Origin of the sequence: Dactylosporangium aurantiacum, from assembly GCF_000716715.1 — a bacterium.
Lineage (GTDB): Bacteria > Actinomycetota > Actinomycetes > Mycobacteriales > Micromonosporaceae > Dactylosporangium > Dactylosporangium aurantiacum.
On the sequence record NZ_JNYJ01000053.1, the window covers coordinates 34406 to 57121 of the forward strand.

The window sequence follows — 22716 nt, forward strand, 5'->3', positions numbered from 1 at the left end:
GCACGGCTTCCTGCGCTCCGCCTGGTACCACGTCGACCTCGAGACGCTGCGCCGCGGGTGCGGCGGAGGGCCTACCCGGCGTCGTCGGGCAGGACCGGGACGTCGGCGCGGTACAGGCTGACCAGGAGCCCGTACGGCTCGCCGGCGTCCCCGTCGGAGGGCATGTGCTCCTCGCCGGCGAAGCGTTCGAGGCTCGCCGCGAGCGCCTGGGCCTGGGCGACGGTGAGGCGCGCGTGGCGCAGGAAGGTGAGGTCCGGGTTGGTCCCGTCGGCCGGGAGCATCTCGCCCAGCGCGGCCCTGACCAGGAAGTCCGCGCCGACCGGGGCGTCGGGGGCGATGCGCAGCCGTTCGCTGGTCGGCTGGTAGTGCTGCTCGACGCCGCCGCGGACGCGCCTGGTGGACGCCACCCGCACCAGGCCGGCCTGCTCGAGGATCTTGACGTGGTAGCCGACGGTGCCCTTGGCCACCCCGAGCGCCGTGGCGAGCTGCGCGAGCGTCGCCGGTCGCTGGCGCAGGGCGAGCATGAGCCGGTGGCGCAGCGGGTGGCCGAGCGCGCGGAACTGCTCGGGCTCGCTCAGCACCAGGTCTTCGGGCACCAATCAACTGTCGAGGATTCCCGCCACTTTTTCAAGCCGCGCTCTTGCGGAAGTGTCGAGAATATTCGACGCTTAGGTGGTGACCGACATGATCGCTCCCGCCGTCGCGGAGTACCTGAACGCCCACTGCACGCCGGCCGACGACGTCCTGCGGGACCTCGCCGCCGAGACCGCCGCCACGTTCCCGGACGCCGCCGCGATGCAGGTGTCGCCCGACGAAGGGCGGCTGCTGACCCTGCTGACACAGCTCACCGGCGCCGCGTACGCCGTCGAGGTGGGCGTCTTCACCGGCTACTCGGCCATCTGCATCGCCCGCGGGCTCGCCCCTGGCGGGCGGCTCCTCGCCTGCGACGTGTCGCCGGAGTGGACCGCCCTGGCCCGCACGTACTGGCGGCGGGCCGGCGTCGAGGACCGCATCGACCTGCGCATCGCGCCCGCCGCCGACACCCTGCGGGCGCTGCCCGCCGACCCGGTCGTCGACCTGGCGTTCCTCGACGCGGACAAGACCGGCTACCCGCAGTACTACGAGGCCATCGTCCCCCGGCTGCGCCCCGGCGGCCTGCTCGTCATCGACAACGTCCTGCTCGGCGGCGGGGTCCTGGACCCGCAGGACACCCACCCCGCCGCCGTCGCGATGCGGCAGCTCAACGAGACCGTGCTGCACGACGAGCGGGTCGAGTCCGTGATGCTGCCCGTCCGCGACGGCGTCACGCTGGTCCGCAAGCGGACCTGAGGTATGCCGGCACGTGGGTGCCGGTCGCCGGCCGCAGCGGGACGGCAGCCGGCACCTTGTCATGGCCGCTTCGCACGCCGACGCCGACTGCGTGGCCGGGTGCGGCCCGACCCCGCTGCTGTCTCTGACCCGACGTACCCAGACACCTCAGAGGTACCGGACGCCGGTCAGGTCCTGCGCCGCCGCCCAGAGCCGCCGGCCGACGGCCGGGTCGGCGGCCTCCCGGCTCAGCCGGGCCTCGGCGACCCGCCCCCGCGTCTCCCACAGCCCGGACGGCCCGAAGAACTGCCCGCCGCGCACGCCCGGCGCCGTCGCGGCGTGCAGCTGCGGCAGCGTGCCCCGCTCCACCGGCTGGGTCACGATCAGGCCGGCCCGCGCGATCAGCCGCCCGAGCCGGCCCCGGTGCTCCCAGGCGCGCGGCGTCAGGTTGGTGCGGGTGAGGCCCGGATGCGCGAGCACGCTGGCGACCGGGGACCCGGCGGCGCGCAGCCGGCGGTCCAGCTCGACGCCGAAGACGGTGGTGGCGAGCTTGGACCGGCCGTAGGCGGCGGACGCCCGGTAGTCGCGCTCGAACAGCAGGTCGTCGAAGTCCAGGTGTGCGGACCGGTGGGTGATCGAGCTGAGACCGACCACCCGGGCCTGCCCCGCCGCGGCCAGATTGGCCAGCAGCAGGCCGGTCAGCGCGAAGTGGCCCAGCAGGTTGGTGGCCAGCTGCAGCTCGTAGCCGTCGGCCGAGGTCCGGCGCGGCCCGAGCAGCACCACCCCGGCGTTGTTGACCAGCAGGTCGATCGCCGGGTGCTCGGCGGCCAGCCGGGCCGCGAACGCCCGCACGGACCCGAGGGAGGCCAGGTCCAGCTCGCGCACCTGCACCGCGCCCCCGATCCGGCGGGCGGCGTCGGCGCCGGCGGCGGTGTTGCGCACGGCGAGCACGACCCGCGCGCCGCGGCGGGCCAGCTCGGTGGCGGTGACCAGGCCGAGGCCCGAGTTCGCGCCCGTCACCACGGCGACCCGGCCCCGCTGGTCGGGGATGTCATCGGCGGTCCATCCGGTCATCTGCCGCTCCTGGAGTGTCGGTGGAACCCCGACGCTAGGGCCGGCCGGTGCCGGCCCCGTCGTTCCCGGCAGCCTAGGTCCGCCAGACCTACCTTCGGCCGGCCGGTCCGCGGCACACTTGCGGCATGAGCAGTCCGCAGCGCAGCGGAGGGCTGCGAATCAGCGGCTCAGGGTGGAGCTCAGGCCGGCGCCGCAGCGCAGCGGAGGTGACGGCATGAGCGGTCCGTTCGCCCGTGAGCTCGGCGACTTCCTGCGTGCCCGGCGCAGCCGGCTGCGCCCGCACGACGTCGGCCTGGAGCCCGGTGGCCGGCGCAAGGTCACCGGCCTGCGCCGGGAGGAGCTGGCGCTGCTGGCCGGGCTGAGCACCGACTACTACCAGCGCATGGAGCAGGGCCGCGAGGTGCGCCCGTCCGACGACGTGCTGGACGCGCTCGCCGGCGCGCTCGGCCTCGACGGCGAGGAGCGCCGGCACCTGTTCGCCCTGGCCCGCGCCGCCCGCCGGCCGGCGCCGCCCCCGGCGCACCGCGAGCCGGAGCGGGTGCCGGACAGCACCCGGCGGCTGCTGCGGGTGATGGACACCCCCGCCGTCGTCCTCGGCCGGCACCTGGACCTGCTCGACTGGAACCCGATGGCGGAGGCGCTGCTCGGCGACCCGCACGGGTACCCGCCCGAGCGGCTCAACATGCTCCTGCTGCTGTTCGACGACACGCTGACCGGCGCGCGCACCTGCCCGGACTGGCAGCGGCAGGCGCTGGACTACATCGGCATGATGCGGGCCGCCGTCGCCACCGACCCGACCCATCCGCGCGCCACCGCGGTCGTCGGCGAGCTGAGCATCCGCAGCGCCGAGTTCCGGCGGCTGTGGGCCCGCCACGACGTCCGCGAGTCGGTCAGCGGCACGAAGACCTTCCGGGTCCCCGAGGTCGGCGACATCGTGCTGGACTGGGACACCTACCCGCTGCCCGGCAACCCCGGCCCGGTGATGCTCGTCTACACCGCCGAGCCCGACAGCCCCGACGCCGACCGGCTGCGGCTGCTGGCGTCGCTGCACGCCACCCGTTCACCGCGCGGCTGACGCGCTCACAGCAGCCCGGCGAGCTTGTACAGCACCAGCGAGCCGGCGACCGCGACGTTGAGGCTCATCCCGGTGCCGATCATCGGGATCTCGACGGCGCCGTCGAGCAGGTCGAGCGCCTCCGGCGGGATGCCGGTCGCCTCGTGCCCGAGCACCATGACGGTCCGCCGCCGGGCGGCCGGCAGGTCGGCGAGGCGGACCGCCTCGTCGGCCAGCTCCACCCCGAGGATGCCGGACCCGGCGCGGCGCTCCTCGGCGAGCCAGCGCAGCGGATCACCGACGCGGTGCACGCACGTCGGCTGCCGCAGCGTGTTGCCGCGGGCGAGCGCCGCGTCCACCCAGCCGAACGGCGGCACCGCCAGGCACGCGCCGACGGCGTCGCACGTGCGCAGCAGCGTGCCGAGGTTGGCGCCGTGCATGGGCCACAGCGGCGCCGCGACGAGATGCCCCCAGCACCGGTGCCGGCGGGGACGACGGGCCGAGCGGATCTCCTCGCGGGTCCGGACCCGGATCGCGGGGCTCACCGCACCGGAGCGAAGGCGCTCCTGCATTCGAAAGTCATCCGGTGCGTGCTTCTCGGCGCACGCGGGCCATCGACGACGACGTGGTCTCCGCCAGCGTACCGTACGCCGCCGCACGTCGCCGGATCCCTGACCGCGGTGCGAGACTGTGTCGATGGATGTCGACGTCTGGTACCAGAAACTGTGGGAGGCGATCCGGGTTTCCGTGCTGAACCTGCGCGACGACGAGATCGAGCAGATCCGGGACCTCTACTGCGTGGACCTCGACAACCGCGGCACCGGCTTCCGCGGGGGCCGGCTCAGGGCGCCGGCCGGCGACGCGGACCGGTGGCGGGAGGCGACGCGGGCCGTGGTCGCCGCCCTCCGGTCGGTGCAGGAGCGCGACCTGGAGGCGCGCGGGCGGTTGGCGCCGCAGTACGGGGTCAGGGACGCGCTGCGGTGGCGGCTGCGCCGTGGACGGCTGCGACGGGAGTACGAGGCGCAGCGGGCGGCGATGGAGGACGAGGTGCGCGCCGCGTACCGCGCCTTCCGTGACACGGCCGCCGACCTGACCCCGTCCGTCGCCGCGTGGCGCGAGCGGCAGGCCCATGAGCAGCGTGAGCGCGAGGCACGCCGGCTGGCCGAGCGGATCGCGGCGGTGCGCGCCGGCGTCGACGGCCCGGTGTGGGCGTACCTGGTCAGGGACTACGCCGGGCACGGCCAGGTGCTGATCTGGCTGCCCGCCGTCGAGCCGCACGAGGAGCCGCAGGGCGGCGAGGTCCGGCGCGGCCTGACCGTCCACGAGGTGCAGCGGGTGATCGAGCAGGAGCGGTCGCGCGACCCGTACGTGTGGATCGGCTGGACGGAGAGGACCGCCGAGGCGATGCGCGACTGGCACACGGACCGCGCCGGCGAACGCGCACCCGGCGACGAACGCGTCACGGCGTGGGCGGCCCTGACCGGCGCCGTCGTCGACCCGGTCGTGTGGCGCCCGGGCGAGCTGGAGCAGCTGCGCGCGTCGCGCGCCAACCGCGGCTACGGCCCGTCGAGCAACTACTGGAGCCCGTCGACCTTCGGCGGATCCTTCTGATGCTCAGGTGCCGGGATGGCTACGGCAGGACGGCGTCGGGGTCGTAGGCCGGGGCCAACTGCAGGTCTTGGCCCAGCTCCAGGCGCAGCTCGTTGACCAGCCTGCGTTCCAGCTCCCAGAAGACCAGCAGCTTGGCCCGCAGCTCGGCGTCGCGGTCGGCGGCGGCGACCGCGATCCGCCGCGCGGCGCGCGAGACCGCGTGCGCCTGGTTGACACTCTCCTGGTGGGCCGCGACCAGCTGCAGCTCGATGTACGTCGTCTCGAGCGCCTCACGCAGCGCCTCGCCCCGCTCGTTGAAGGCCGGTCTGGAGGGTGTGCCGTCGGCGTTGCGGAGCACGGCGACGTCCTGGGGATGGGCCGTGACGTAGGCGATGTAGGCACGGATCGCCGTCAGGTGCCGGGCGAACGCGACCCTGCGGGTGTCCGCCGCCTGCCGCTGCCGCTCCTGCTCCCACGCCTGCAGCTGCGCCCGGTTGCTCATCCTCGTGCCCAGCCACACACCCAGCAGCGCGATGACGGGCCCGGCGAACGCGACGACAAGGTTCATCCATGCAGTGTGATGGCCCCCACCGGCGAGCTCCAGCCAGGTCGTCCACGCCCCGTCCGCCCGGTGCGGCAGCGGCACCAGCTCCGCCGCGGCCGCGCGGCCCAGGGTGAGCAGCGCCCGGGCAGTCTCCTCACTGTCGACGGGACCCTCGAAGAGGCCCAGGCGGGACACGTAGTACCGGGCCAGCTCGGCCCGCCGCCGGTCGAACTCGGGGAACAACCGGTGTACCTCCCGCTCCGGCAGCACCCGGCGCAGCAGGTCCTCCCGGTGCTCGTCGTCGAGCACCACCACGACGAACGACCGGTCCACCACGCCCGCGTCGCGCGGCTGCCGGCGGGCCTGCCGGCACACCGTGACCAGGGCGGCGAGGTAGCGGCGGAAGGCGTCGTGCCACTGCCGGGTGCCGGCCCGGCAGGCGAATGCGGTCAGGGCCTGCGCCCAGCGCCGGTACGGCTGCTCCGGCAGCCAGTCCAGGTCGCACTCCCGGCCAGTCCGCGGGGCTCCACCGCACGTCGTCCCGGTCCTCGGCGGGGAACTCGTCCAGCGCCTCCAGCGAGCCCATCCCGAACACCGGCAGGCCGATCAGACCGTCGGTCTCGCGGTAGACCTCGCCGAACGCGGCGGCGTAGAAGTGCTGGTCGGGCCGGCCGGCGGTGACCTGCCGCACGGTCCGCACGACGGCGCCGGTCAGGACCCGCTCGAAACCAGCCCAGTCGAACGCCACCGCCACCCGGCGATCCTAAGCCGGCCGTCAGTCCGAGGGCTTCGACAGGCCGCGCAGCGGGTCCCACTTGCCGTCGAACCAGCGTCGCAGCGACGCCGACAGGTAGCGGTGGTTGGCCGCCCACACGTCGTCGAACGCGAACAGCTGCTGGTAGCCGTACTCGTCGTGCAGGTGGAACACGGCCTGCGCGAGGTGCGGCGCCACGCTGACCCGGCCCAGTCCGGGACGCCGGCCGCCGAACGGCCCGGGCACCCCGTCGGCGCCGGCCGCTGCCGGATCGGCCCAGACCGGGCGGGCGGCGCGGTGGGCGTCCTCGTGTGCGCCGTCCAGGCCCGTGACGTCGGGCAGCCCGCCCGCGGGCGGACCGGTCCGGGGTGGGCTCAGAGCCGCTTCTCCTCCTGGCACAGGATGCCCAGGACGGTCGGCTCCGCGTTCAGGGTGACCCGCAGCGTCAGCACCGGTGTCGTGCCCGGCCACACGACCTTCGCCCGGCCCATCACCACCTGCGGCAGCGACAGGTGGCTCGGCTTCGGCAACAGGCTCTTGACGTTGCCGGCGAGGATGTTGACCAGCTCGCCCAGCGCGTCGATGCAGTCGTCGGCGCTCGCGCCGGCGGGGTCGACGTCGAGCATCGCCCCGGCGATCTGCCCGGCCGCCGGCAACCCGCACCGCATCACGGCCAGCCCGTTCCACGCGCCGGCCAGGCCGATGCTGGCGGTGACCTCGGCCGTGTCGGGCATCGGCTCGGGGCTCGGCTCGATCTCGGGCTCGCAGTGCAGGTAGGCGGTCCACACCTGCCACACGATGCCGCGCAGGTCGTCCTCGGACAGGGACGTCTCCGCGTCCACCGAACCCCCTCCCGGGCTGGTCACCGGCGAGCGCCGTTCCAGCCCGTGCGCCTGATCGGCCGGCGCGGGCCCGGCTTGAGCATTCCGGGCCCGCCGTCGCCGCGGGGCGGGGGTCCCGGCCGGTCCAGGACGTTCGGCCCGCCGGATGAGGGAGCTTCGGCACCGGCGTACCGCCGCGCCGCCGACAACACTGAGGTCGTCAAGGAAATCCGGCAGGAGGCCGAAAATGAGCGCCGCATCCGTCCACCACACACCCGTCAGCCACCTCGAACGCGTCGAAGCCCCCGGGGCCATGCTCACCCGCACCGCGGCGAAGGGCCTCGCCGTGCTGCGCTACGCGACCGGCTTCGTGTTCCTGTGGGCGTTCCTCGACAAGACCTTCGGCCTCGGCTACTCGACGCCGTCGGCGAAGGCCTGGATCAACGGCGGCTCCCCGACCAAGGGCTTCCTCAAGTCGATCGACGTCGGCCCGTTCCAGTCGCAGTTCCACGCGATGGCCGGCACCTGGTGGGCGAACTGGCTGTTCATGCTCGGCATGGCCGGCGTCGGCCTGGCCCTCGTCGCCGGCATCGGCCTGCGCGTCGCGGCCGTCTCCGGCTCGCTGATCATGGCGATGATGTGGCTCGCCGAGTTCCCGATCGCGCAGCACACCTCGACCGGTGCCCCCAGCGGCTCCACCAACCCGCTGACCGACTACCACCTGATCTACGCGGTCGTGCTGATCGTCCTCGCCGCGGCCTACGCCGGGCACACCTGGGGCCTCGGCCGCCGGTGGGCGAAGCTCCCCTTCGTGCAGCGCAACCGCTGGCTCATCTGACCACATCACCGAAGCAGCCACGAGGACCCGGGACCCAGCGTCCCGGGTCCTCGCCGTCAATGATCGCGGGCATGCAACCGCATGCCGGCCTGTGGGCGGCGCTGCCCCCTGACCTGCGCGACCGGATCGACGAGCTGCTGTGTGCCCGCCAGCCGCCGTGGCCGGAGGCCGCCGAGGCGACCACGGAGGGGCAGGCGGTCGCCGCGCACCTCGGTGTGCCGTTCTTCTTCGCCAGCCCCGCGGCGCCCGACATCGGCCTGCCCCACTGGTGGGATGGTCAGGGCCGGTAGCGGCGGTCGCGTATCGTCCCGGCATGACGTCGCTGATCACCTACGCGGGCCCGTCGGTGACGCGGGAACCGGACGGACGTGTTCGGCCGGGGGCCGCCGCGCCCGGCGTGGGTGCGCAACGGGGAGGCGACGCTGCGGTGCCCGGCGTAGGGTTTCGCGCTGGAGCCGGCCGCAGGAGGGGCCGAGCGCCCGTGCCGGCGTAGCGGTGAGCCCGGCTCAGCGGGGGAAGCCCTGCCGCTGCCCGATCTGCTCGACCTTCTCGGTCGGGCCGGAGACGATGAGGGTGTCGCCGTGCTCGATGACGGTGTCCGGCAGGGCCGTCTCGGCCTCCTTGCCGGCGCGCTTGACCGCGACGACGGTGATGCCGTGCTTCGTGCGCAGGCCGAGCTGGGCGAGGGTACGGCCGATCAGGTCGTCGGGCGGGCAGACCTTCGCGATCGCGTAGCCGTCGTCGAGCTCGATGAAGTCCAGCAGCTGCCCGGTGACGAGGTGCGCGACGCGCACGCCCATGTCGGACTCGGGGAAGACGACGTGCCGGGCGCCGACCCGCTCCAGGATGCGCCCGTGCTTGGCGGAGATGGCCTTGGCCCAGATCTCCTCGACGCCGAGCTCGGTGAGGGCGAGGACGGTCAGGACGCTGGCCTCGATGTCGGTGCCGATGCCCACGACGGCGCGGTTGAAATCGGCGACGCCGATCTGGCGCAGCGCCTCCTCGTCGGTCGAGTCGGCCTGCACCACGTGGGTGAGGATGTCGGACAGCTTCTGCACGATCTCGGCGTCCTCGTCGATGCCGAGGACCTCGTGGCCCAGCTCGGTCAGTGACTCGGCGACCTGCCCGCCGAAGCGGCCCAGGCCGATCACCACCACGCCGTCGGTGCCGCCGCTGCTCACACGAGCCTCCAGGAAAGGTCAGCCGATGATCGGTTGCTCCTCGGGCCGGCGGTAGCGCAGCTTGCGGTGCCGCAGCGCGATCGCGGAGGCCACCGTGATCGTACCGACCCTGCCGATGAACATCAGCGCGACGAGCGTCAGCTGGCCCGCGGCCGGCAGCGAGCCGGTGATGCCGGTGGACAGGCCGGCGGTGGAGAACGCGGCGGTCGCCTCGAACAGGACCCGGTCGAACGGCAGGTCGGTGAGCAGCAGCAGGGCGAGGGTGCCGGCGGCTACGGTGCCGACGCCGAGCAGGGCGACGGTGACCGCCTGGCGCACGGTCGGCGTGGGCACCCGGCGGGCGCCGACGTTGACGTCGTCCTCGCCGCGGACCTCGGCCCAGATGACGAACGCGAGCAGGAAGAAGGTGGTGACCTTGATGCCGCCGGAGGTGCCGGCGCTGCCGCCGCCGATGAACATCAGCACGTTGGTGAAGGCGAGCGTCTCCGGTCGCACCGCGGCGTAGTCGATGCTGTTGAACCCGGCGGTGCGCGGGCTGATGCCGCTGAACATCCCGCCCACGAGGCTCTGCCACCAGTTGAGCGGGCCGAGCGTGGCCGGGTTGGACCATTCGAAGGCGGTGACGGCGCCGATGCCGATCACCAGCAGCGTCGCGGAGCCCCACACGGTGAGGCGGGTGTGGATCGACCAGTACCGGGGTTTGCGCCACTCCCGGTACAGCTCCAGCATCACCGGGAAGCCGAGGCCGCCGAGGACGACGGCGACCGCGACGGTGCCGCAGATCCACGGGTCGCCGACGAAGCCCATGAAGCTGTCGGAGTACAGCGAGAACCCGGCGTTGTTGAAGGCGCTGACCGCGTGGAACACGCCGTGCCACAGCGCGGTGGGCAGCGAGTCGTCGTAGGCGGCGCGGAACCTGGCGGTCAGCACGGCGGCGACGGCCAGCTCGAAGCCGACCATCATGGCGAGGACCCGCACCAGCAGCGCGCGCACCTCGCCGAGGTTCAGCGACCGGGTCTCGGCCTGCGCGACCAGCCTGGTGCGCAGCGCGAGCCGGCGCGACACCATCAGGCCGAGCACGGTCGCGAAGGTCATGATGCCGAACCCGCCGACCTGGATGAGCGCGAGGATGATGCCCTGGCCGACCGGTGACCAGTACGTCGCCGGGTCGACCGTGCTCAACCCGGTGATGAACACCGCGGACGCGGCGGTGAACAGCGCGACCAGCGGCGGGGCCGCCTCGCCGGTGGCGCGGGCCACCGGGAGCATGAGCAGGCCGGTGCCGACGAGCAGGGCGGCGAGGAACGCCGTGGGCAGCAGGCGGGTGGGGTGCCGCAGGGCGCGGGGCATGCGGAAGATCCTATGGCCGCGCCGCGGAGGGTCAGCCCCGGGTGGTGAGCAGCTCCCGGGCGGCGGGCGCGGCGGCGGGCACGTCGTGGGAGACCTGCGGCAGCCAGTTGAGCCAGCGGGGCAGCCACCAGTTGCGCTCGCCGAGCAGTGCCATGGTCGCCGGCAGCAGGACCGCCCGCACGATCGTCGCGTCGAGCAGGACCGCCGCGGCGAGCCCGACGCCGAGCTCCTTGGTGGAGACCAGCGGCAGGGTGGCGAACAGCGCGAACACCGCCACCATGACCGCCGCCGCGCTGGTGATGACCCCGGCCGTGGCGGTGATGCCCTCGGTGACCGCCTGCCTGGTCGGCAGGCCGCGGTCGTGGCCCTCACGGATGCGGCTGACCACGAAGACGTGGTAGTCCATCGACAGGCCGAACAGGATGACGAACAGGAACAGCGGCATCCAGTTCGTGATGCCGTCGGCGGCGCGGAAGTCCAGCAGCGACTCGAAGTGGCCGTACTGGAAGACGAAGACGAGCATCCCGTAGGCGGCGGCGACCGACAGCAGGTTGAGCACGACCCCGGTGACCGCGACGACGACCGACCGGAACGACACGAGCAGCAGCAGGAACGCCAGCCCCAGGACGAATCCGAAGACCAGCGGCATGGAGTCGGCGAGCTGGTCGTTGAAGTCCTTCGAGCCGGCGGTGTCGCCGGTGACGCCGACCCACGCGCCGGGGTATCCGGCCAGGGTGGCGGGGATGACGGTGCCGCGCAGCGCGGCGAGGGCCTCCTCGGAGGCGCGGTCGCCGCCGGTACCGGAGAGCCCGACGCTGATCACGGCGACCGTACCGGCGGGGTTCACCTCGACGGTCACCGGCTCGTGCAGCCGCCCGGTGGCCAGGGCCTGCCGCTTGAACTCGGCCACGGCGCCGTCCCAGGCGGGGCCGGTGACGGCGGGCGCCTCGACCACGACCTCGGCGGGGCCGGTGCCGCCCGGGAACGCCGCCTGGATCGCCAGGAACGCCTGCGTGATCGGCGCGCTCGGCGACAGGTCCTCCACACCCTCGCCCTTGGTGCGCAGGTCCAGGGCGGGGGCGGCGAGTGCGCCGAGGGCGGTGGCGGCGAGGACCGCGGAGATCAGCGGGCGGCGCAGCACGAGCCGCAGGAACGTGCCCCAGATCCGGCCGCCGCCGGAGCGCCTGCGGTACAGGCCGGGGATGCGTCCGAGGTCGACCCGGTCGCCGAGCGCGGACAGCAGCGCCGGCAGGACGGTCAGCGAGCCGAGCACGGCGGTCGCCACGACGAGGATGGTGCCGACGGCGAAGCTGACGAACGTGGTGTCGTGGGTGAGGAACATGCCGGCCATGGCGACGATGACCGTCAGCCCGGACACCCAGATCGAGCGGCCGGAGGTCTGCGCGGCGATGACGAGGGCCCGGTGCGCCTCGACGCCGTTGCGGCGCTCGTCGCGTTCCCGGCGGATGTAGAACAGGCAGTAGTCGACGCCGACGGCGAGCCCGACGAGCAGCATGACGTGCATGGTGGTGTCGACGGCCGGGGCCAGGTGGCTGGCGAAGGCGAGCAGGCCGACGGCGCCGACGACGGCGGTGACGGCCAGGCCGACCGGCAGCAGCGCCGCCACGATCGCACCGAACGCGACGAGCAGGATGCCCAGGGTCACCGGGATCGACAGCAGCGACAGCCGGTTGAGGCCCTCGTCGAGCTCGTCGCCGATGAGCTTGTCGCCGCTGGCGTCGCCGGCCTCGGCGATGTACAGGTCGGGGTGCGCGCGCTGGACGCCGGCGACGGCGTCGAGGACCGGCTGGATGCGGTCCTTCGCGGTCTGCGGGTCGCCGCGCACGGCGAACGTGATGAGCGCCGACCGGCCGTCCTCGGAGGTGACCGGCGGCGCGATCCGGTCGGTCCCGCCGGTGGCCCGCACGGCGGCGGTGACCTCGGCGATCGCCGCCTGGGTCTGCGGGCTGTCCACCGGGGCGGTCTTCGAGGTGATGACGACCATCTCGCCGGCGCCCCGCTGCGGGAAGCCGGCCTGCTCGACGATGCGGTCGGCGCGGCCGGACTCGCCGTTGCCGAAGTCGCCGCTGCTCGCCTGCACCATGCCGGCCCGGCCGCTGAGCACGGTGACGCCGACGACGAAGAGCAGCCAGCCGAGGATGGCGAGCGTGCGGTGGCGCGCGCTCCACACCGCGACGCGCGCCGCGATGCCCTTCACGTTCTCCCTGGATTCCATGCCAGGAACGCTATGGAGCGCGCCGGTGCGGATCGATCCGGTGAGCCCGCTGACCAGGGGTGGGGCGGACCGGGCGGCGCCGGGTGGGGACAGCCCTACCGCGGCCGCAGGCCGTCGAAGACGACGGCGAGCATCCTGGCCTTCACCTCGGCCTCCAGGTCGCCGTGCGCGGCGGCGCGGGAGGTGGCGACCAGCAGCGCGTAGACCTCGGGCAGCTCGACGTCGTCGCGGACGGCGCCGGTCTGCTGGGCGCGGTCGAGCAGGGCGCCGACGGCGCGGCGCAGCCCGGCCGACGCCCGCGTCGCGGCGCCGTCGTCGTCGCCGCCGGCGTCCAGCAGTGCGTCGCCGATGGCGATCTTCGTGGCGGCGTCGGCGACGAGGTGGCGGAAGAAGCCGTAGAAGGCGGCACCGGGGTCGGGGGTGTCCAGCAGCGCCTCGGCCTGCCCGCGCAGCCGGTCGTAGCGCCGGACGAGGACGGCCTGCAGCAGCGCGGCCTTGGTCGGGAAGTGCCGGAAGACGGTGGCGATGCCGACGCCGGCGAGCCGGGCCACCTCGTCGGTCGACGCGGTCTCGCCGCCGCGGCCGAAGACGTCCTCGGCGACGTCCAGGATGCGGTCGCGGTTGGCTCGCGCGTCGGCCCGCCGCGGCCGCCCGCCGGTCTGCGTCATGCACCGCTCCTTGAATCCGAAGTCACGACTCCATATAATCGGAGTCATCACTTCGGATCGTACAGGGGGGCGCCGTGCAGCGACCGATGAGCCCGCGCGAGGTCTTCCTCGCCCTCGTGCACGGCGTCGCGGAGGGCCGCTGGGAGGAGCTGCCCGACCTCTACGCGGAGCGCACCCACGTGGTGCACCCGTTCGACCCGCTGCGCGCCCCGGCCCTGCGCACCCGCGACGAGCTGCGCGCGCACTTCCGGCCCGGCGGCGGCGGCCCCGACCTGCGCCGCCGGCCCGACGGGATCACGATCCACGACACGGCCGACCCCGAGGTGATCGTCGCGGAGTTCGAGTACCGCGGCACCGCGGACGGGGAGCCGTTCGCGCTGCCCGGCGTCTTCGTCCTGCGGGTCCGCGACGGGCGGATCGTCGAGTCCCGCGACTACTTCGACCACGTCACCGCCGCCCGGATCCGCGGGCGGCTCGACGACCTGGTCGCGGCCGTGAAGGCAGCGGGTCAGGCGGGCGGCGGGGACAGCGGGCCCGGCTCGTCGAGCGCCGTGGCGTAGACGAACCGGTCGGGGCGCAGCACCGCCACCTCGGCGCGGTGCCGGGCGAACCAGGCGGTGAGGATCCCCTCGGCGTCCACCACCTCCACCACGCCGGGCCCGCTGCCGGTGCCGGCGCGCGAGCCGGGCGGCAGCACCCGCAGGAACGTCGCCGGCGGTCCCGTCCACGCCGTCGCGGTCGCGGTCGTCACCGCCGGGCCGAGCACCGCGAACCCGGCGCCGAGGACGTCGTCGAGCCGGACGGGCGGCGCGTCACCGGCGGTCGTGACCCTCGGCTGCGGGAACATCGTGCCGACCGCGCCGTGCCGCAGGCCGCCGGCCAGGACGCCCTTGCGCACGACCGGCGCCGGTTTGAACTCGAAGTGCCGCACGAAACGGCGCACCCGGGGCACCGCCTGCACCGCGCGCAGCGTCGTGTCGCGCAGGAACGCCGCGACCCGGTTGCGCACCAGGAAGACCCGGCCGAGCCGGACGCTCGTCACCGCCATCTCCTCGGTGTGCGGGCGCCGTTCGGTCTCGTACGAGTCGAGCAGCTCGTCGCCGGCGGCACCCTCGAGCACCATCGCCAGCTTCCACGTCAGGTTCGCCGCGTCGCGCAGCCCGCTGCACAGCCCCTGGCCGAGGAACGGCGGCATCTGGTGCGCGGCGTCGCCGAGCAGGAACACCCGCCCCGCCCGCCACCGGGTCGCGACGAGGTGGTGGAAGGTATACACGACGGCCCGGGTGACCGTGAAGCGGGCCGGGTCGACGTACGGTGCCACCAGCCGGTCCAGCGTCTCCGGCTTCGTCATCTCCTCCGGCGACTCGCCGGCGCGCAGCATGAACTCCAGCCGGTGCGTGCCGAACGCGCCGGGCGACACGAACGCCGGACGGCGCCAGTCGCAGACGAACCGGGTCGTCGGCTGCCGGACCCCGCCGGGCTGCACGTCACCGGAGACCGCCAGCCACGGCTCCGCGTACGACGTGCCGCTGAGCTCGATGCCGGCCGCCGCCCGGGTGGTGCTGCGGGCGCCGTCGCAGCCCAGCACGTACCGGGCCCGGACGGTGCTGTCCGTGCCGGTCGCGGTGTCCCGCAGCCGCACGGTGACGCCGGCGGCGTCCTGGTCCAGCCCGGTCAGCTCCACGCCGGTGCGCAGCTCGACGTGCTCGAAGCGGTCCAGCCCGCCGCGCAGCGACGCCTCCAGCCACGGCTGGTCGAAGAAGTGCAGCGGCTCGCTGCCGAGACCGAAGTCGACCTCGTCGAGGGCGATCGTCGCGAACGGGCGGCCATCGCCGCTGACGTACTCCACCACCGGCGGCGGGTACATGTCGGCGGCCACCGTGTCGCGCAGCCCGGCCTGCTGGTACACCCGCAGCGCCTCGTCGTCGCAGGAGAACGCCCGCGGCTGCCCGTGCGGCGCGGTGCCGCGCTCCACGACGACGGTCCGCACGCCGCGCACGCCGAGCAGGTTGGCGGTGAGCGCACCGACCGGTCCGCAGCCCACCACCACGACGTCTGTGTCCATACCGGCCAGTGCACCAGGGCGCTGTGGAGACCGTGTGGAACCGGTGTGGAGATCCGCGCGGGTCGGCGGTCAGCCGCGGCCGATGCGGTCCAGCAGCAGGCGCGCGCCCTGCGCGGCGGCGATGGCGGCGCCGGCGCGCACGTCCTGCTGGTCACCGGTGGCCAGGCCGCGCACCCGGCGCAGCTCGGCGGTCAGCACCCGCTCGCCGGCGGCCTCCGCGGCGGCGAGCCCCGCACCGGCCAGCCGGGCCGCCGTCGCGGTGTCGCCGGCGACCAGGTGCGCGTCGGCCATCGCCGCGATCGAGATCGTCCGGGTCGCGCGCAGCCCGAGCCGGTGGATCGCCTCCCCGGCGGCCCGCATCGCGGGGAGCCGGTCGTGCGCGCCGCCGCGCACCGCCGCCCACTCGGCGAGGAAGTCACCGGTGGTGACGAAGTGCGGCATGCGCTGCCGCGCGCCGATCTCCCGGCAGCGGCGGGCGGCGTCGCGGCCCGCGTCGGTGTCGTGCTCCTGCAGCGCGGTCCAGGCGGCGTACAGCGCGGCGTTGGCCCGGCCGTACGCGTCGTCGGTGCGCTCCGCCAGGGCGCGGGCGGCCTCGAGGTCGGCGAGCGCCGCGGCGTGCTCGCCGCGCAGCGACCGCACGAGGGCGCGGAAGTTGTGCGCGGCGAGCACCGGGGTGCGGCCCGCCTGCTCGCGCAACCGCCGCGGGTCGACGGCGGCCAGCCGCTCGACGGCGGTGCCGAGGTGACCGTCGGCGTCGGCGAGCCGGCCGGTGAAGTAGCACACGACACCCAGCAGGTACGGCCCGGCCGCGCCGACCGGGCCGTCGCCCGGGGCAGCGGCGGCCAGCCGCCGGGCCAGGTCCTCGGCGACGGCGAACTCGGCCCGGTTGCAGGCGACCTCGCCGAGCGTCCACAGCGCGGTGCGCACGTCGGTGTCCGGCGCGGTGCGCAGCAGCAGCCACCGCGCCCGGGCCGCGGCCGCCGCGACCGCGTCGCTGCCGATGCCGACGGTGATCTGCAGCAGCGCCGCCCGCCGCAGCTGCACGTCCAGCTCGGCGGCGGCCGCCTCCGGTGCCGTCGCCGCGTCGGGCGCGAGCCGGTCCGCGGCCCGCCCCAGGTGGGCGAGGGCGTCCTCGTACGCCAGCCGCCGGGCCGCCTCGTCGGCGGCGCGCACCGTCCAGCGCAGGAAGTCCTCCGCGTGCCCGAGCCCGATCGCCTGCCCGTAGTGGCCGGCGATCTCGCCCGCGGCCAGCCCGCCCTCCCGCGCGGCCGCCCCGGCGAGCCGCGCGTGCAGCGCCGCCCGCCGCGGCGCGGCCAGCTCGGCGTACGTGACCTCGGCGAACAGCGGGTGCCGGAAGCGGACCGTGCCCGGCCCCGCGCCGGCGACGAGCCGCGCCGCCGCCGGCCCGGCGAGCAGCCGCGCGGCGTCGGTGCCGGTCACCGCCCCCAGCAGGCGCAGGCCGAGCTCCCGGCCGGCGACACTGAGTACGTCGAGGCACTCGCGGGTGGCCGGGTCGGGCCCGTCGGGGCCGCCGAGGCGCAGCCGCACCGCGTCGCGGACGCTCGGCGGCAGCGGCCGCTCGGGCGCGGCGAGCAGCTCGGTGAGGAAGAACGGGTTGCCGCCGGTCCGCGCCGCGAGCCGTCGCACGACGTCGTCCGGTGCGGGCGCGCCGGTGCGGTCCGTGACCAGGTCGGCGACCTCGGCACGGTCCAGGCCGCCCAGGGGCAGCTGGCCGGATCCGGTGCCGCGGGCCAGGTCGTTGAGGGTCGCGACGAGGGCCGGGTCGTGCTCGTACGGCCGCAGCGTCGCCACCACCAGCGTGCGTCCCGTATGGACGGTCGTGGTCAGGTAACGGGTCAGCAGCAGCGAGTCCGGGTCGGCCGCGTGCAGGTCGTCCAGGACCAGCAGCAGGCCGGCCGGCTCGGCGGCGGCGCGCACCAGGTCGGACACCGCCTCGTAGGCGCGGAACCGGGCGGCCGGGTCGAGACGGGCGTCCGGGGTGGGCGGTCCGTCGACGAACCCGGTGAGGTCCGCGCCGGCGGCCCCGGCGTGCGGCAGCGCGAGCAGCCCGCGCACCACCTGGCTCCACAGCCAGAACGGCGGCGCCTGCCCGACGGCGGGGCAGCGGCCCCAGACCACCGGGACGCCCGCGGCGGCGGCCCGGTCGGCGACCGCGGCGGCGAGGGTCGTCTTGCCGATGCCGGCCTCGCCGACGACGGCGACCATCCGCCCGCCGCCGCGCCGCGCCGCGTCGAGGTGCCCGTCCAGCGCGGCGAGCTCCGCGGCCCGGCCGACCAGCCCCGGCCGCCGGTCCGGCGCAGGGCCGGGCGCGCCGCCCGGAGCGTCACCGGGGACGTCGGGCGTGCCGCCGGGACCGTCGGGCGAGCCGGGCGTGCCGTCGGACGTGCCGGGCGAGCCGGGTGCGCCGCCGAGGGGGCCGGGCGAGCCGCCGGGGGCGTCGGGCACCGCGTGCCGCAGGATCCGCTGGTGCAGGTCCCGCAGCCGGGCGCCGGGTTCGACACCGTACTCGGCGGCGAGGAAGCGGCGGCCCTCGTCGTACACGGCGAGCGCCTCGGTCTGCTGCCCGGCCCGGTACAGCGCCAGCATCAGCTGCTCACGCGCCGCCTCCCGGGCCGGCTGCTCGGCGACGAAGCGCCGCAGGTCGGGCAGCACGGCCAGGTGCCGGCCGGCGGCGACCGCGGCGGTGCAGCGGCCCTCCTGCGCGGCCAGCCGCAGCTCGGCGAGCCGGGCCACCTCGGCGTGGACCGCGGACAGGCCGGCGGCCGGCGGCTCGCCGCGCCACAGCTGGAGCGCCCGCGAGTAGTGCCGCTCGGCGGTGACCGGGTCGCCGGCGGTGAGGGCCCGCGCGCCGGACTCCGCCAGCTCGGCGAACCGGACGGCGTCGATCGCGCCGGGTGCCACCCGCAGCTCGTAGCCGCCGGTGTGGCCGACCACGACCCGCCCCTGCGCCCGCGCGCCCCGGCCCGGCTCCAGGGCCCGGCGCAGCGCGGCGACATACGTGCGCAGCGTGACCTCGGCGCTCGGCGGCGGATCGCCGTCCCACAGCGCGTCGGTGAGCCAGCCGGTGCTGACCACCTCGTTGGCCCGCAACAGCAGGAGGGTCAGCAGCGCCTGCTGCTTCGGCCCGCCGACCGGCACCGCCTCGCCGTCCCGCGACACCCGCAGCGGCCCCAAGATCGCGAACCACACTGCTGGTGCATCCCCCGGCGCTGCTGGACGTGACGCAGCGAGCATACCCGCGGCCCCGACCGTGGCCGCTCGGTGCGCGACGGCGGCCGGGGCGGCAGCGCGCGCCACCGCCCCGGACCGTGCCCCCGTCAGTGCGCGGTGGCCGGCGCGGCGAACAGCTGGGCGAGGTCGACCAGGCGGTTCGTGTAGCCCCACTCGTTGTCGTACCAGCCGAACACCTTCACCAGGTGACCGTCGGCGGCGGTGAGGCCGGCGTCGAAGACGCACGAGGAGCCGTCGCCGATGATGTCGCGGGACACCAGCGGCGCCTCGCTGTAGCGCAGGATGCCGGCGAGGGGACCTTCCGCCGCCGCGGCGAACGCCGCGTTCACCTGCTCCGTGGTGGCGGGCTGGGCCAGGCGGACGGTCAGGTCGGTCATGGAGCCGTTCTCGACCGGCACCCGCAGCGCGACGCCGCCGAGCCGGCCGGCCAGGTCGGGCAGGACCAGGCCGATCGCCTTCGCCGCGCCGGTGCTGGTGGGGATGATGTTGACCGCGGCGGTGCGGGCCCGCCGCAGGTCCTTGTGCGGCGCGTCGAGGACCGTCTGGTCGTTGGTGTAGGCGTGCACGGTCGTCAGGTACCCCTGCTCCACGCCGAACGTCTCGTGCAGGACCTTCGCCATCGGCGCGGCGCAGTTCGTGGTGCAGGAGGCCGCGGAGACGATGTCGTGCCGCGCGGGGTCGTAGGCGGCGGTGTTGACGCCTGGCACGATGGTGACGTCGACGTCCTTGCCGGGCGCGGAGATGAGCACCTTGCGGGCGCCGGCCTTCAGGTGGTTCTCGGCGTCGTCGCGGCCGCGGAACCTGCCGGTGGCCTCGATGACGAGGTCGACGTCGAGGTCCGCCCAGGGCAGGAAGAGCGGGTCGCGCTGGCGCAGCACCTCGATGTACTGGCCGCCGACGCTCATGCCGCCGCCGGACGGGTCGACGTCCACGGCGGCGCGCAGCCGGCCGAACGTCGAGTCGTGCTGCAGCAGGTGGGCGAGGGTCGCGGTGTCGTACAGGTCGTTGACGGCCACGACGGTGAACGCGTCACCGAGCAGCTGACGCTCGACCAGACACCGGATGAAGTCCCGGCCGATCCGGCCGAATCCGTTGATGGCGATCCGGTATGCCATGGCGTCCTCCTCGATGCCGCGGGCGTGGGACCGCACCGGCCCCGTCCACCCCACCATCACCCCGCGGCGTGCCGGGGCACACGGGCCGAAGGTCACCGGTGGCAGGGCCGGCGGGGGTACACCGGCCCGGGCCGTGCCGGTCGACGCCGCCGGACAGGACCTTCGTCCCTGCCGCGCACCGTGGTTTCCCGGGACTGTGAGGAGATCACCTGTCCGCCGGACGTTCGAGGAGCGCGCCATGGTGGCGATCCACTACACCGGTGCCGCGGCCCGCGTCGGCGCGGTCAGCCGGTCACTGACCCAGGCGACGTTCGCCGCTTTGAACGCGCCGTCCGTGCTGGACACCCGGCCGTGGCGGTGGCGGATCGGCGCCGACCGCGTCGAGCTGCACGCCGACTGGCAGCGGCGGCTCGCGGACCTCGACCCGGACGGCCGGCTGCTGCTGACCGGCTGCGGCGCGGCGCTGCACCACGCCCGGATCGCGCTGGCCGCCGAGGGCGTCGGCGTCGACGTGCGGCGCTTCCCCGACCCCGGCGACCCGCACCTGCTCACCGAGCTGCGGTACACCGGCCCGGTCCGGCCCGCGCCGCGGGTCGTGGCCCTGCACCGGGCGATCGCCGTGCGGCGCAGCGACCGGCGGCCGTTCGCCGGCACGACGCCGCCCGGTGAGGACCTCACGCAACTGGAGCGGGCGGCCGAGGAGGCCGGCGCCGGTGCGTACACACTGCGCGGGCACGACGGCGCGTACGTCGTCATCACCGCGCCCGGCGGCGACCGGCCCGGCGACTGGCTGGCGGTGGGGGAGGCGGTGTCGGCGGTGCTGCTGACCGCCACCAGCGCCGGGCTCGCCACCGCACCGGTCAGCGACCTGGCGCCGCTCGCCGCCCGCCCGGTGCCCGGCGCGGGGACGCCGGCCGCGGCGGTCCGGGTCGGGGTCGCCGGCCGGGTCGGCGCCGCACCCCGGGCAGCGCACGTCCCGGCCGTACCGGCGCCGGCCGGCTGAGCGGCCCGCACCGCGGCGCGGCCGTCACAGCGGCACGTGCCACCGCACCGTGGTGCCGTCCCCCGCCGACTCGACCGTGCACTCGCCGGCCAGGTCGGCGGCCCGGGCCCGCATGTTCGGCAGCCCGTGCCCGCCGGGCGCGGCCGGGTCGGCGGGCTGCGCGATGCCCCGCCCGTTGTCCTGGACCGTCAGCGACAGCTTGCCGCCGGTGGCCGCGACGGTGACGTTCACGGTGCTGGCACCGGCGTGCTTGGCGACGTTGCTGAGCGCCTCGCGCAGGACCGCGAGCAGCGCGGTGCGGGGCGTGTCGGGCACTGCGGTGTCCACGGGCCCGTCGATACGCAGCCCCGGCCGGAACCCGAGCCCGTCGCGGGCCTCGTCGACGAGGTCGCGGATCTCGGTGCGGAAGCTGTGCGGGGCGGGCCCGCGCAGCTCGAAGATGGCGCCGCGGATGTCACGGATGGTGGTGTCGAGGTCGTTGACCACCCGGTCGATGCGCTGCCGCACGTCGGGCTGTCCGGACAGCCGGTTCGCGCTCTGCAGCTGCATGCCGGCGGCGAACAGCCGCTGGATGACGACGTCGTGCAGGTCGCGGGCGATGCGTTCGCGGTCGCCGACGACGGCCAGCATCTCCCGCTCGTCCTGGGCGCGGGCCCGCTCCAGGGCCAGGGCCGCCTGGCCGGCGAAGGTCTCCACCATCGCCAGCTCCAGGCCCTCGGCGATGGGCACGCTGTCCTCCCGGTACGCGACGACGAGCACGCCCAGGGCGACCCCGCCGACGGCGAGGGGTACCAGCAGCGCCGTGCCCGTCGACAGCAGCACCGGCCAGTTGGCGGCGGTCCCGAGGTCGGTGACCACCGACAGCTGCTGGCGCTGCAGCACCTCGGTGAACTCGCTGCCGGCCACGCCGATCGACCAGCCGGCCGCGTCGTGCGCCCCGCCGACGGACACCTCGACGGTGAGGCGCTCGCCCTGGTCGTCGGTGAGCAGCACCATGGCCAGGTCGGCGTCGGCGACGTCGCGGGCGCGGGTCGCGACGAGCTCCAGCGCCTCCGTGCGCCGGATCTCACCGAGCAGCACCCCGGTGATCTCGGCGGCCGCCATGAGCCAGCGCTGCCGCCGCTCGGCCTGCGAGTAGAGGCGCGCGTTGTCGATCGCCGCGCCGGCCGCGACGGACAGGGCGGCCACGAGGTCCTCGTCGTCCTGGGTGAACTGCTCACCGCCGCGCTTCTCGGCCAGGTACAGGTTGCCGAACACCTGGTCGCGGATGCGCACCGGCACGCCGAGGAAGCTGTGCATCGGCGGGTGGTTGGGCGGGAACCCGTACGCGCGGGGATGCTGCGTGATGTCCTCGAGGCGGATCGGGCGCGGCTGCTCGATCAGCAGGCCCAGCACGCCGTGGCCGCGCGGCAGGTCGCCGATCTCGGCGCGTTCCGCCGCGGTGATGCCGTGGTTGATGAACTCGACGAGCATGCGGTCGGGTCCGATCACGCCGAGCGCGCCGTACCTGGCGTCTGCCAGGTGGCAGGCCGCCTGCACGATGCGCTCCAGGGTGCTGTGCAGGTCGAGGTCCGAGCCGATCCCGACGACCGCGTCGAGCAGCGCGCGGAGCCGCTCGCGACTCGTCATCATCTCGCCGACGCGGGTCAGCAGCTCCTGCAGCAGCGCGTCGAGGTCGACGCGGGACAGTGACGGAAGCGGCAGCGAGCGCTGCCAGCCGGTCTGTTCGTCGCTCACCCGGCTGATGGTATTCGGGTCAGCGTTTGCCGAGGAGGCGGGAGGCGAGGACGGCGGCCTGGGTGCGGCGTTCGAGGCCGAGTTTGGCCAGGAGGCTGGAGACGTAGTTCTTGACGGTCTTCTCGG

The 22716-nt window shown here is 75.1% G+C and carries 22 protein-coding genes; 7 read left to right on the forward strand and 15 right to left on the reverse strand.

Going from position 1 to position 22716, the window contains the following annotated elements:
- Positions 1 to 71 precede the first annotated feature (71 nt).
- A complete protein-coding gene (locus OP18_RS41860; RefSeq protein WP_052388146.1) occupies positions 72 to 596 on the reverse strand; it encodes an ArsR/SmtB family transcription factor in 525 nt (174 codons plus the stop codon).
- 88 nt (positions 597 to 684) lie between these two features.
- On the opposite strand from OP18_RS41860, the gene OP18_RS41865 reads away from it, so the two are divergent.
- Entirely contained in the window at positions 685 to 1329 is a 645-nt protein-coding gene (locus OP18_RS41865; RefSeq protein ID WP_033364862.1) for an O-methyltransferase, read from the forward strand.
- A gap of 147 nt (positions 1330 to 1476) precedes the next feature.
- Here OP18_RS41865 and OP18_RS41870 read toward each other — a convergent pair whose 3' ends face one another.
- Positions 1477 to 2382 carry an oxidoreductase gene (locus OP18_RS41870; protein WP_033364821.1) on the reverse strand — a complete coding sequence of 302 codons (906 nt, stop codon included), beginning with the start codon at positions 2380 to 2382 and terminating at the stop codon, positions 1477 to 1479.
- 214 nt (positions 2383 to 2596) lie between these two features.
- Here OP18_RS41870 and OP18_RS41875 point away from each other — a divergent pair, with 214 nt between their 5' ends.
- Complete coding sequence (locus tag OP18_RS41875; protein ID WP_033364823.1) at positions 2597 to 3457, forward strand: helix-turn-helix transcriptional regulator; 861 nt, start codon at positions 2597 to 2599, stop codon at positions 3455 to 3457.
- Positions 3458 to 3462: 5 nt separating this feature from the next.
- On the opposite strand, the gene OP18_RS41880 is transcribed toward OP18_RS41875, so the two are convergent.
- Entirely contained in the window at positions 3463 to 3981 is a 519-nt protein-coding gene (locus OP18_RS41880; protein WP_245635710.1) for a TrmH family RNA methyltransferase, read from the reverse strand.
- Positions 3982 to 4132: 151 nt separating this feature from the next.
- Here OP18_RS41880 and OP18_RS41885 point away from each other — a divergent pair, with 151 nt between their 5' ends.
- On the forward strand, positions 4133 to 5047 hold the full coding sequence (locus tag OP18_RS41885; protein ID WP_033364827.1) for a hypothetical protein: 915 nt from the start codon (positions 4133 to 4135) through the stop codon (positions 5045 to 5047).
- A 19-nt stretch (positions 5048 to 5066) separates the two neighbouring features.
- Here OP18_RS41885 and OP18_RS60000 read toward each other — a convergent pair whose 3' ends face one another.
- From OP18_RS60000 to OP18_RS58885, 3 genes are all read right to left on the reverse strand, one after another.
- Positions 5067 to 5945 carry a hypothetical protein gene (locus tag OP18_RS60000; protein ID WP_052388147.1) on the reverse strand — a complete coding sequence of 293 codons (879 nt, stop codon included), beginning with the start codon at positions 5943 to 5945 and terminating at the stop codon, positions 5067 to 5069.
- A gap of 400 nt (positions 5946 to 6345) precedes the next feature.
- Complete coding sequence (locus tag OP18_RS58125) at positions 6346 to 6723, reverse strand: hypothetical protein (RefSeq protein WP_156090158.1); 378 nt, start codon at positions 6721 to 6723, stop codon at positions 6346 to 6348.
- The gene (locus OP18_RS58885) at positions 6699 to 7166 is read right to left on the reverse strand and encodes a chemotaxis protein CheX (protein ID WP_052388148.1); all 468 of its coding nucleotides are present in this window, start codon (positions 7164 to 7166) and stop codon (positions 6699 to 6701) included. Before OP18_RS58885 ends, OP18_RS58125 begins: the two co-directional genes overlap by 25 nt.
- A 226-nt stretch (positions 7167 to 7392) precedes the next feature.
- On the opposite strand from OP18_RS58885, the gene OP18_RS41905 reads away from it, so the two are divergent.
- Both OP18_RS41905 and OP18_RS41910 read left to right on the forward strand, forming a co-directional pair.
- A complete protein-coding gene (locus OP18_RS41905; protein ID WP_033364831.1) occupies positions 7393 to 7983 on the forward strand; it encodes a DoxX family membrane protein in 591 nt (196 codons plus the stop codon).
- A 71-nt stretch (positions 7984 to 8054) separates the two neighbouring features.
- Positions 8055 to 8273, forward strand: a complete 219-nt coding sequence (locus OP18_RS41910; RefSeq protein WP_156090159.1) for a hypothetical protein — start codon at positions 8055 to 8057, stop codon at positions 8271 to 8273.
- 216 nt (positions 8274 to 8489) lie between these two features.
- On the opposite strand, the gene OP18_RS41915 is transcribed toward OP18_RS41910, so the two are convergent.
- The 4 genes from OP18_RS41915 to OP18_RS41930 form a co-directional block, all read right to left on the reverse strand.
- Entirely contained in the window at positions 8490 to 9164 is a 675-nt protein-coding gene (locus OP18_RS41915) for a potassium channel family protein (protein WP_211273843.1), read from the reverse strand.
- Positions 9165 to 9182: 18 nt separating this feature from the next.
- Positions 9183 to 10514 carry a TrkH family potassium uptake protein gene (locus tag OP18_RS41920; RefSeq protein ID WP_033364837.1) on the reverse strand — a complete coding sequence of 444 codons (1332 nt, stop codon included), beginning with the start codon at positions 10512 to 10514 and terminating at the stop codon, positions 9183 to 9185.
- A 31-nt stretch (positions 10515 to 10545) separates the two neighbouring features.
- Positions 10546 to 12750: an MMPL family transporter gene (locus tag OP18_RS41925; RefSeq protein ID WP_033364839.1), complete on the reverse strand. Its 2205-nt coding sequence runs from the start codon at positions 12748 to 12750 to the stop codon at positions 10546 to 10548.
- Between the two features lie 95 nt (positions 12751 to 12845).
- Positions 12846 to 13418, reverse strand: a complete 573-nt coding sequence (locus OP18_RS41930; protein WP_033364841.1) for a TetR/AcrR family transcriptional regulator — start codon at positions 13416 to 13418, stop codon at positions 12846 to 12848.
- Between the two features lie 86 nt (positions 13419 to 13504).
- Here OP18_RS41930 and OP18_RS41935 point away from each other — a divergent pair, with 86 nt between their 5' ends.
- Positions 13505 to 13978 (forward strand): nuclear transport factor 2 family protein, encoded by a 474-nt coding sequence (locus tag OP18_RS41935; RefSeq protein WP_052388149.1) that lies wholly within the window; start codon positions 13505 to 13507, stop codon positions 13976 to 13978.
- On the opposite strand, the gene OP18_RS41940 is transcribed toward OP18_RS41935, so the two are convergent.
- The 3 genes from OP18_RS41940 to gap form a co-directional block, all read right to left on the reverse strand.
- The gene (locus tag OP18_RS41940) at positions 13927 to 15483 is read right to left on the reverse strand and encodes a bifunctional 3-(3-hydroxy-phenyl)propionate/3-hydroxycinnamic acid hydroxylase (RefSeq protein ID WP_052388150.1); all 1557 of its coding nucleotides are present in this window, start codon (positions 15481 to 15483) and stop codon (positions 13927 to 13929) included. The genes OP18_RS41935 and OP18_RS41940 overlap by 52 nt on opposite strands.
- A gap of 69 nt (positions 15484 to 15552) precedes the next feature.
- Positions 15553 to 18693 (reverse strand): ATP-binding protein, encoded by a 3141-nt coding sequence (locus tag OP18_RS41945; protein WP_033364843.1) that lies wholly within the window; start codon positions 18691 to 18693, stop codon positions 15553 to 15555.
- 128 nt (positions 18694 to 18821) lie between these two features.
- A complete protein-coding gene (gene gap, locus OP18_RS41950; protein WP_033364870.1) occupies positions 18822 to 19850 on the reverse strand; it encodes a type I glyceraldehyde-3-phosphate dehydrogenase in 1029 nt (342 codons plus the stop codon).
- Positions 19851 to 20088: 238 nt separating this feature from the next.
- Here gap and OP18_RS53860 point away from each other — a divergent pair, with 238 nt between their 5' ends.
- A complete protein-coding gene (locus tag OP18_RS53860) occupies positions 20089 to 20853 on the forward strand; it encodes a hypothetical protein (protein ID WP_052388151.1) in 765 nt (254 codons plus the stop codon).
- Positions 20854 to 20877: 24 nt separating this feature from the next.
- Here the strand turns inward: OP18_RS53860 and OP18_RS41960 are convergent, their stop codons facing one another.
- Entirely contained in the window at positions 20878 to 22485 is a 1608-nt protein-coding gene (locus OP18_RS41960) for a GAF domain-containing sensor histidine kinase (RefSeq protein WP_081971574.1), read from the reverse strand.
- Between the two features lie 124 nt (positions 22486 to 22609).
- Positions 22610 to 22716: LuxR C-terminal-related transcriptional regulator (locus tag OP18_RS58130; protein WP_162189902.1), on the reverse strand; the 107-nt coding region annotated here is incomplete at its 5' end.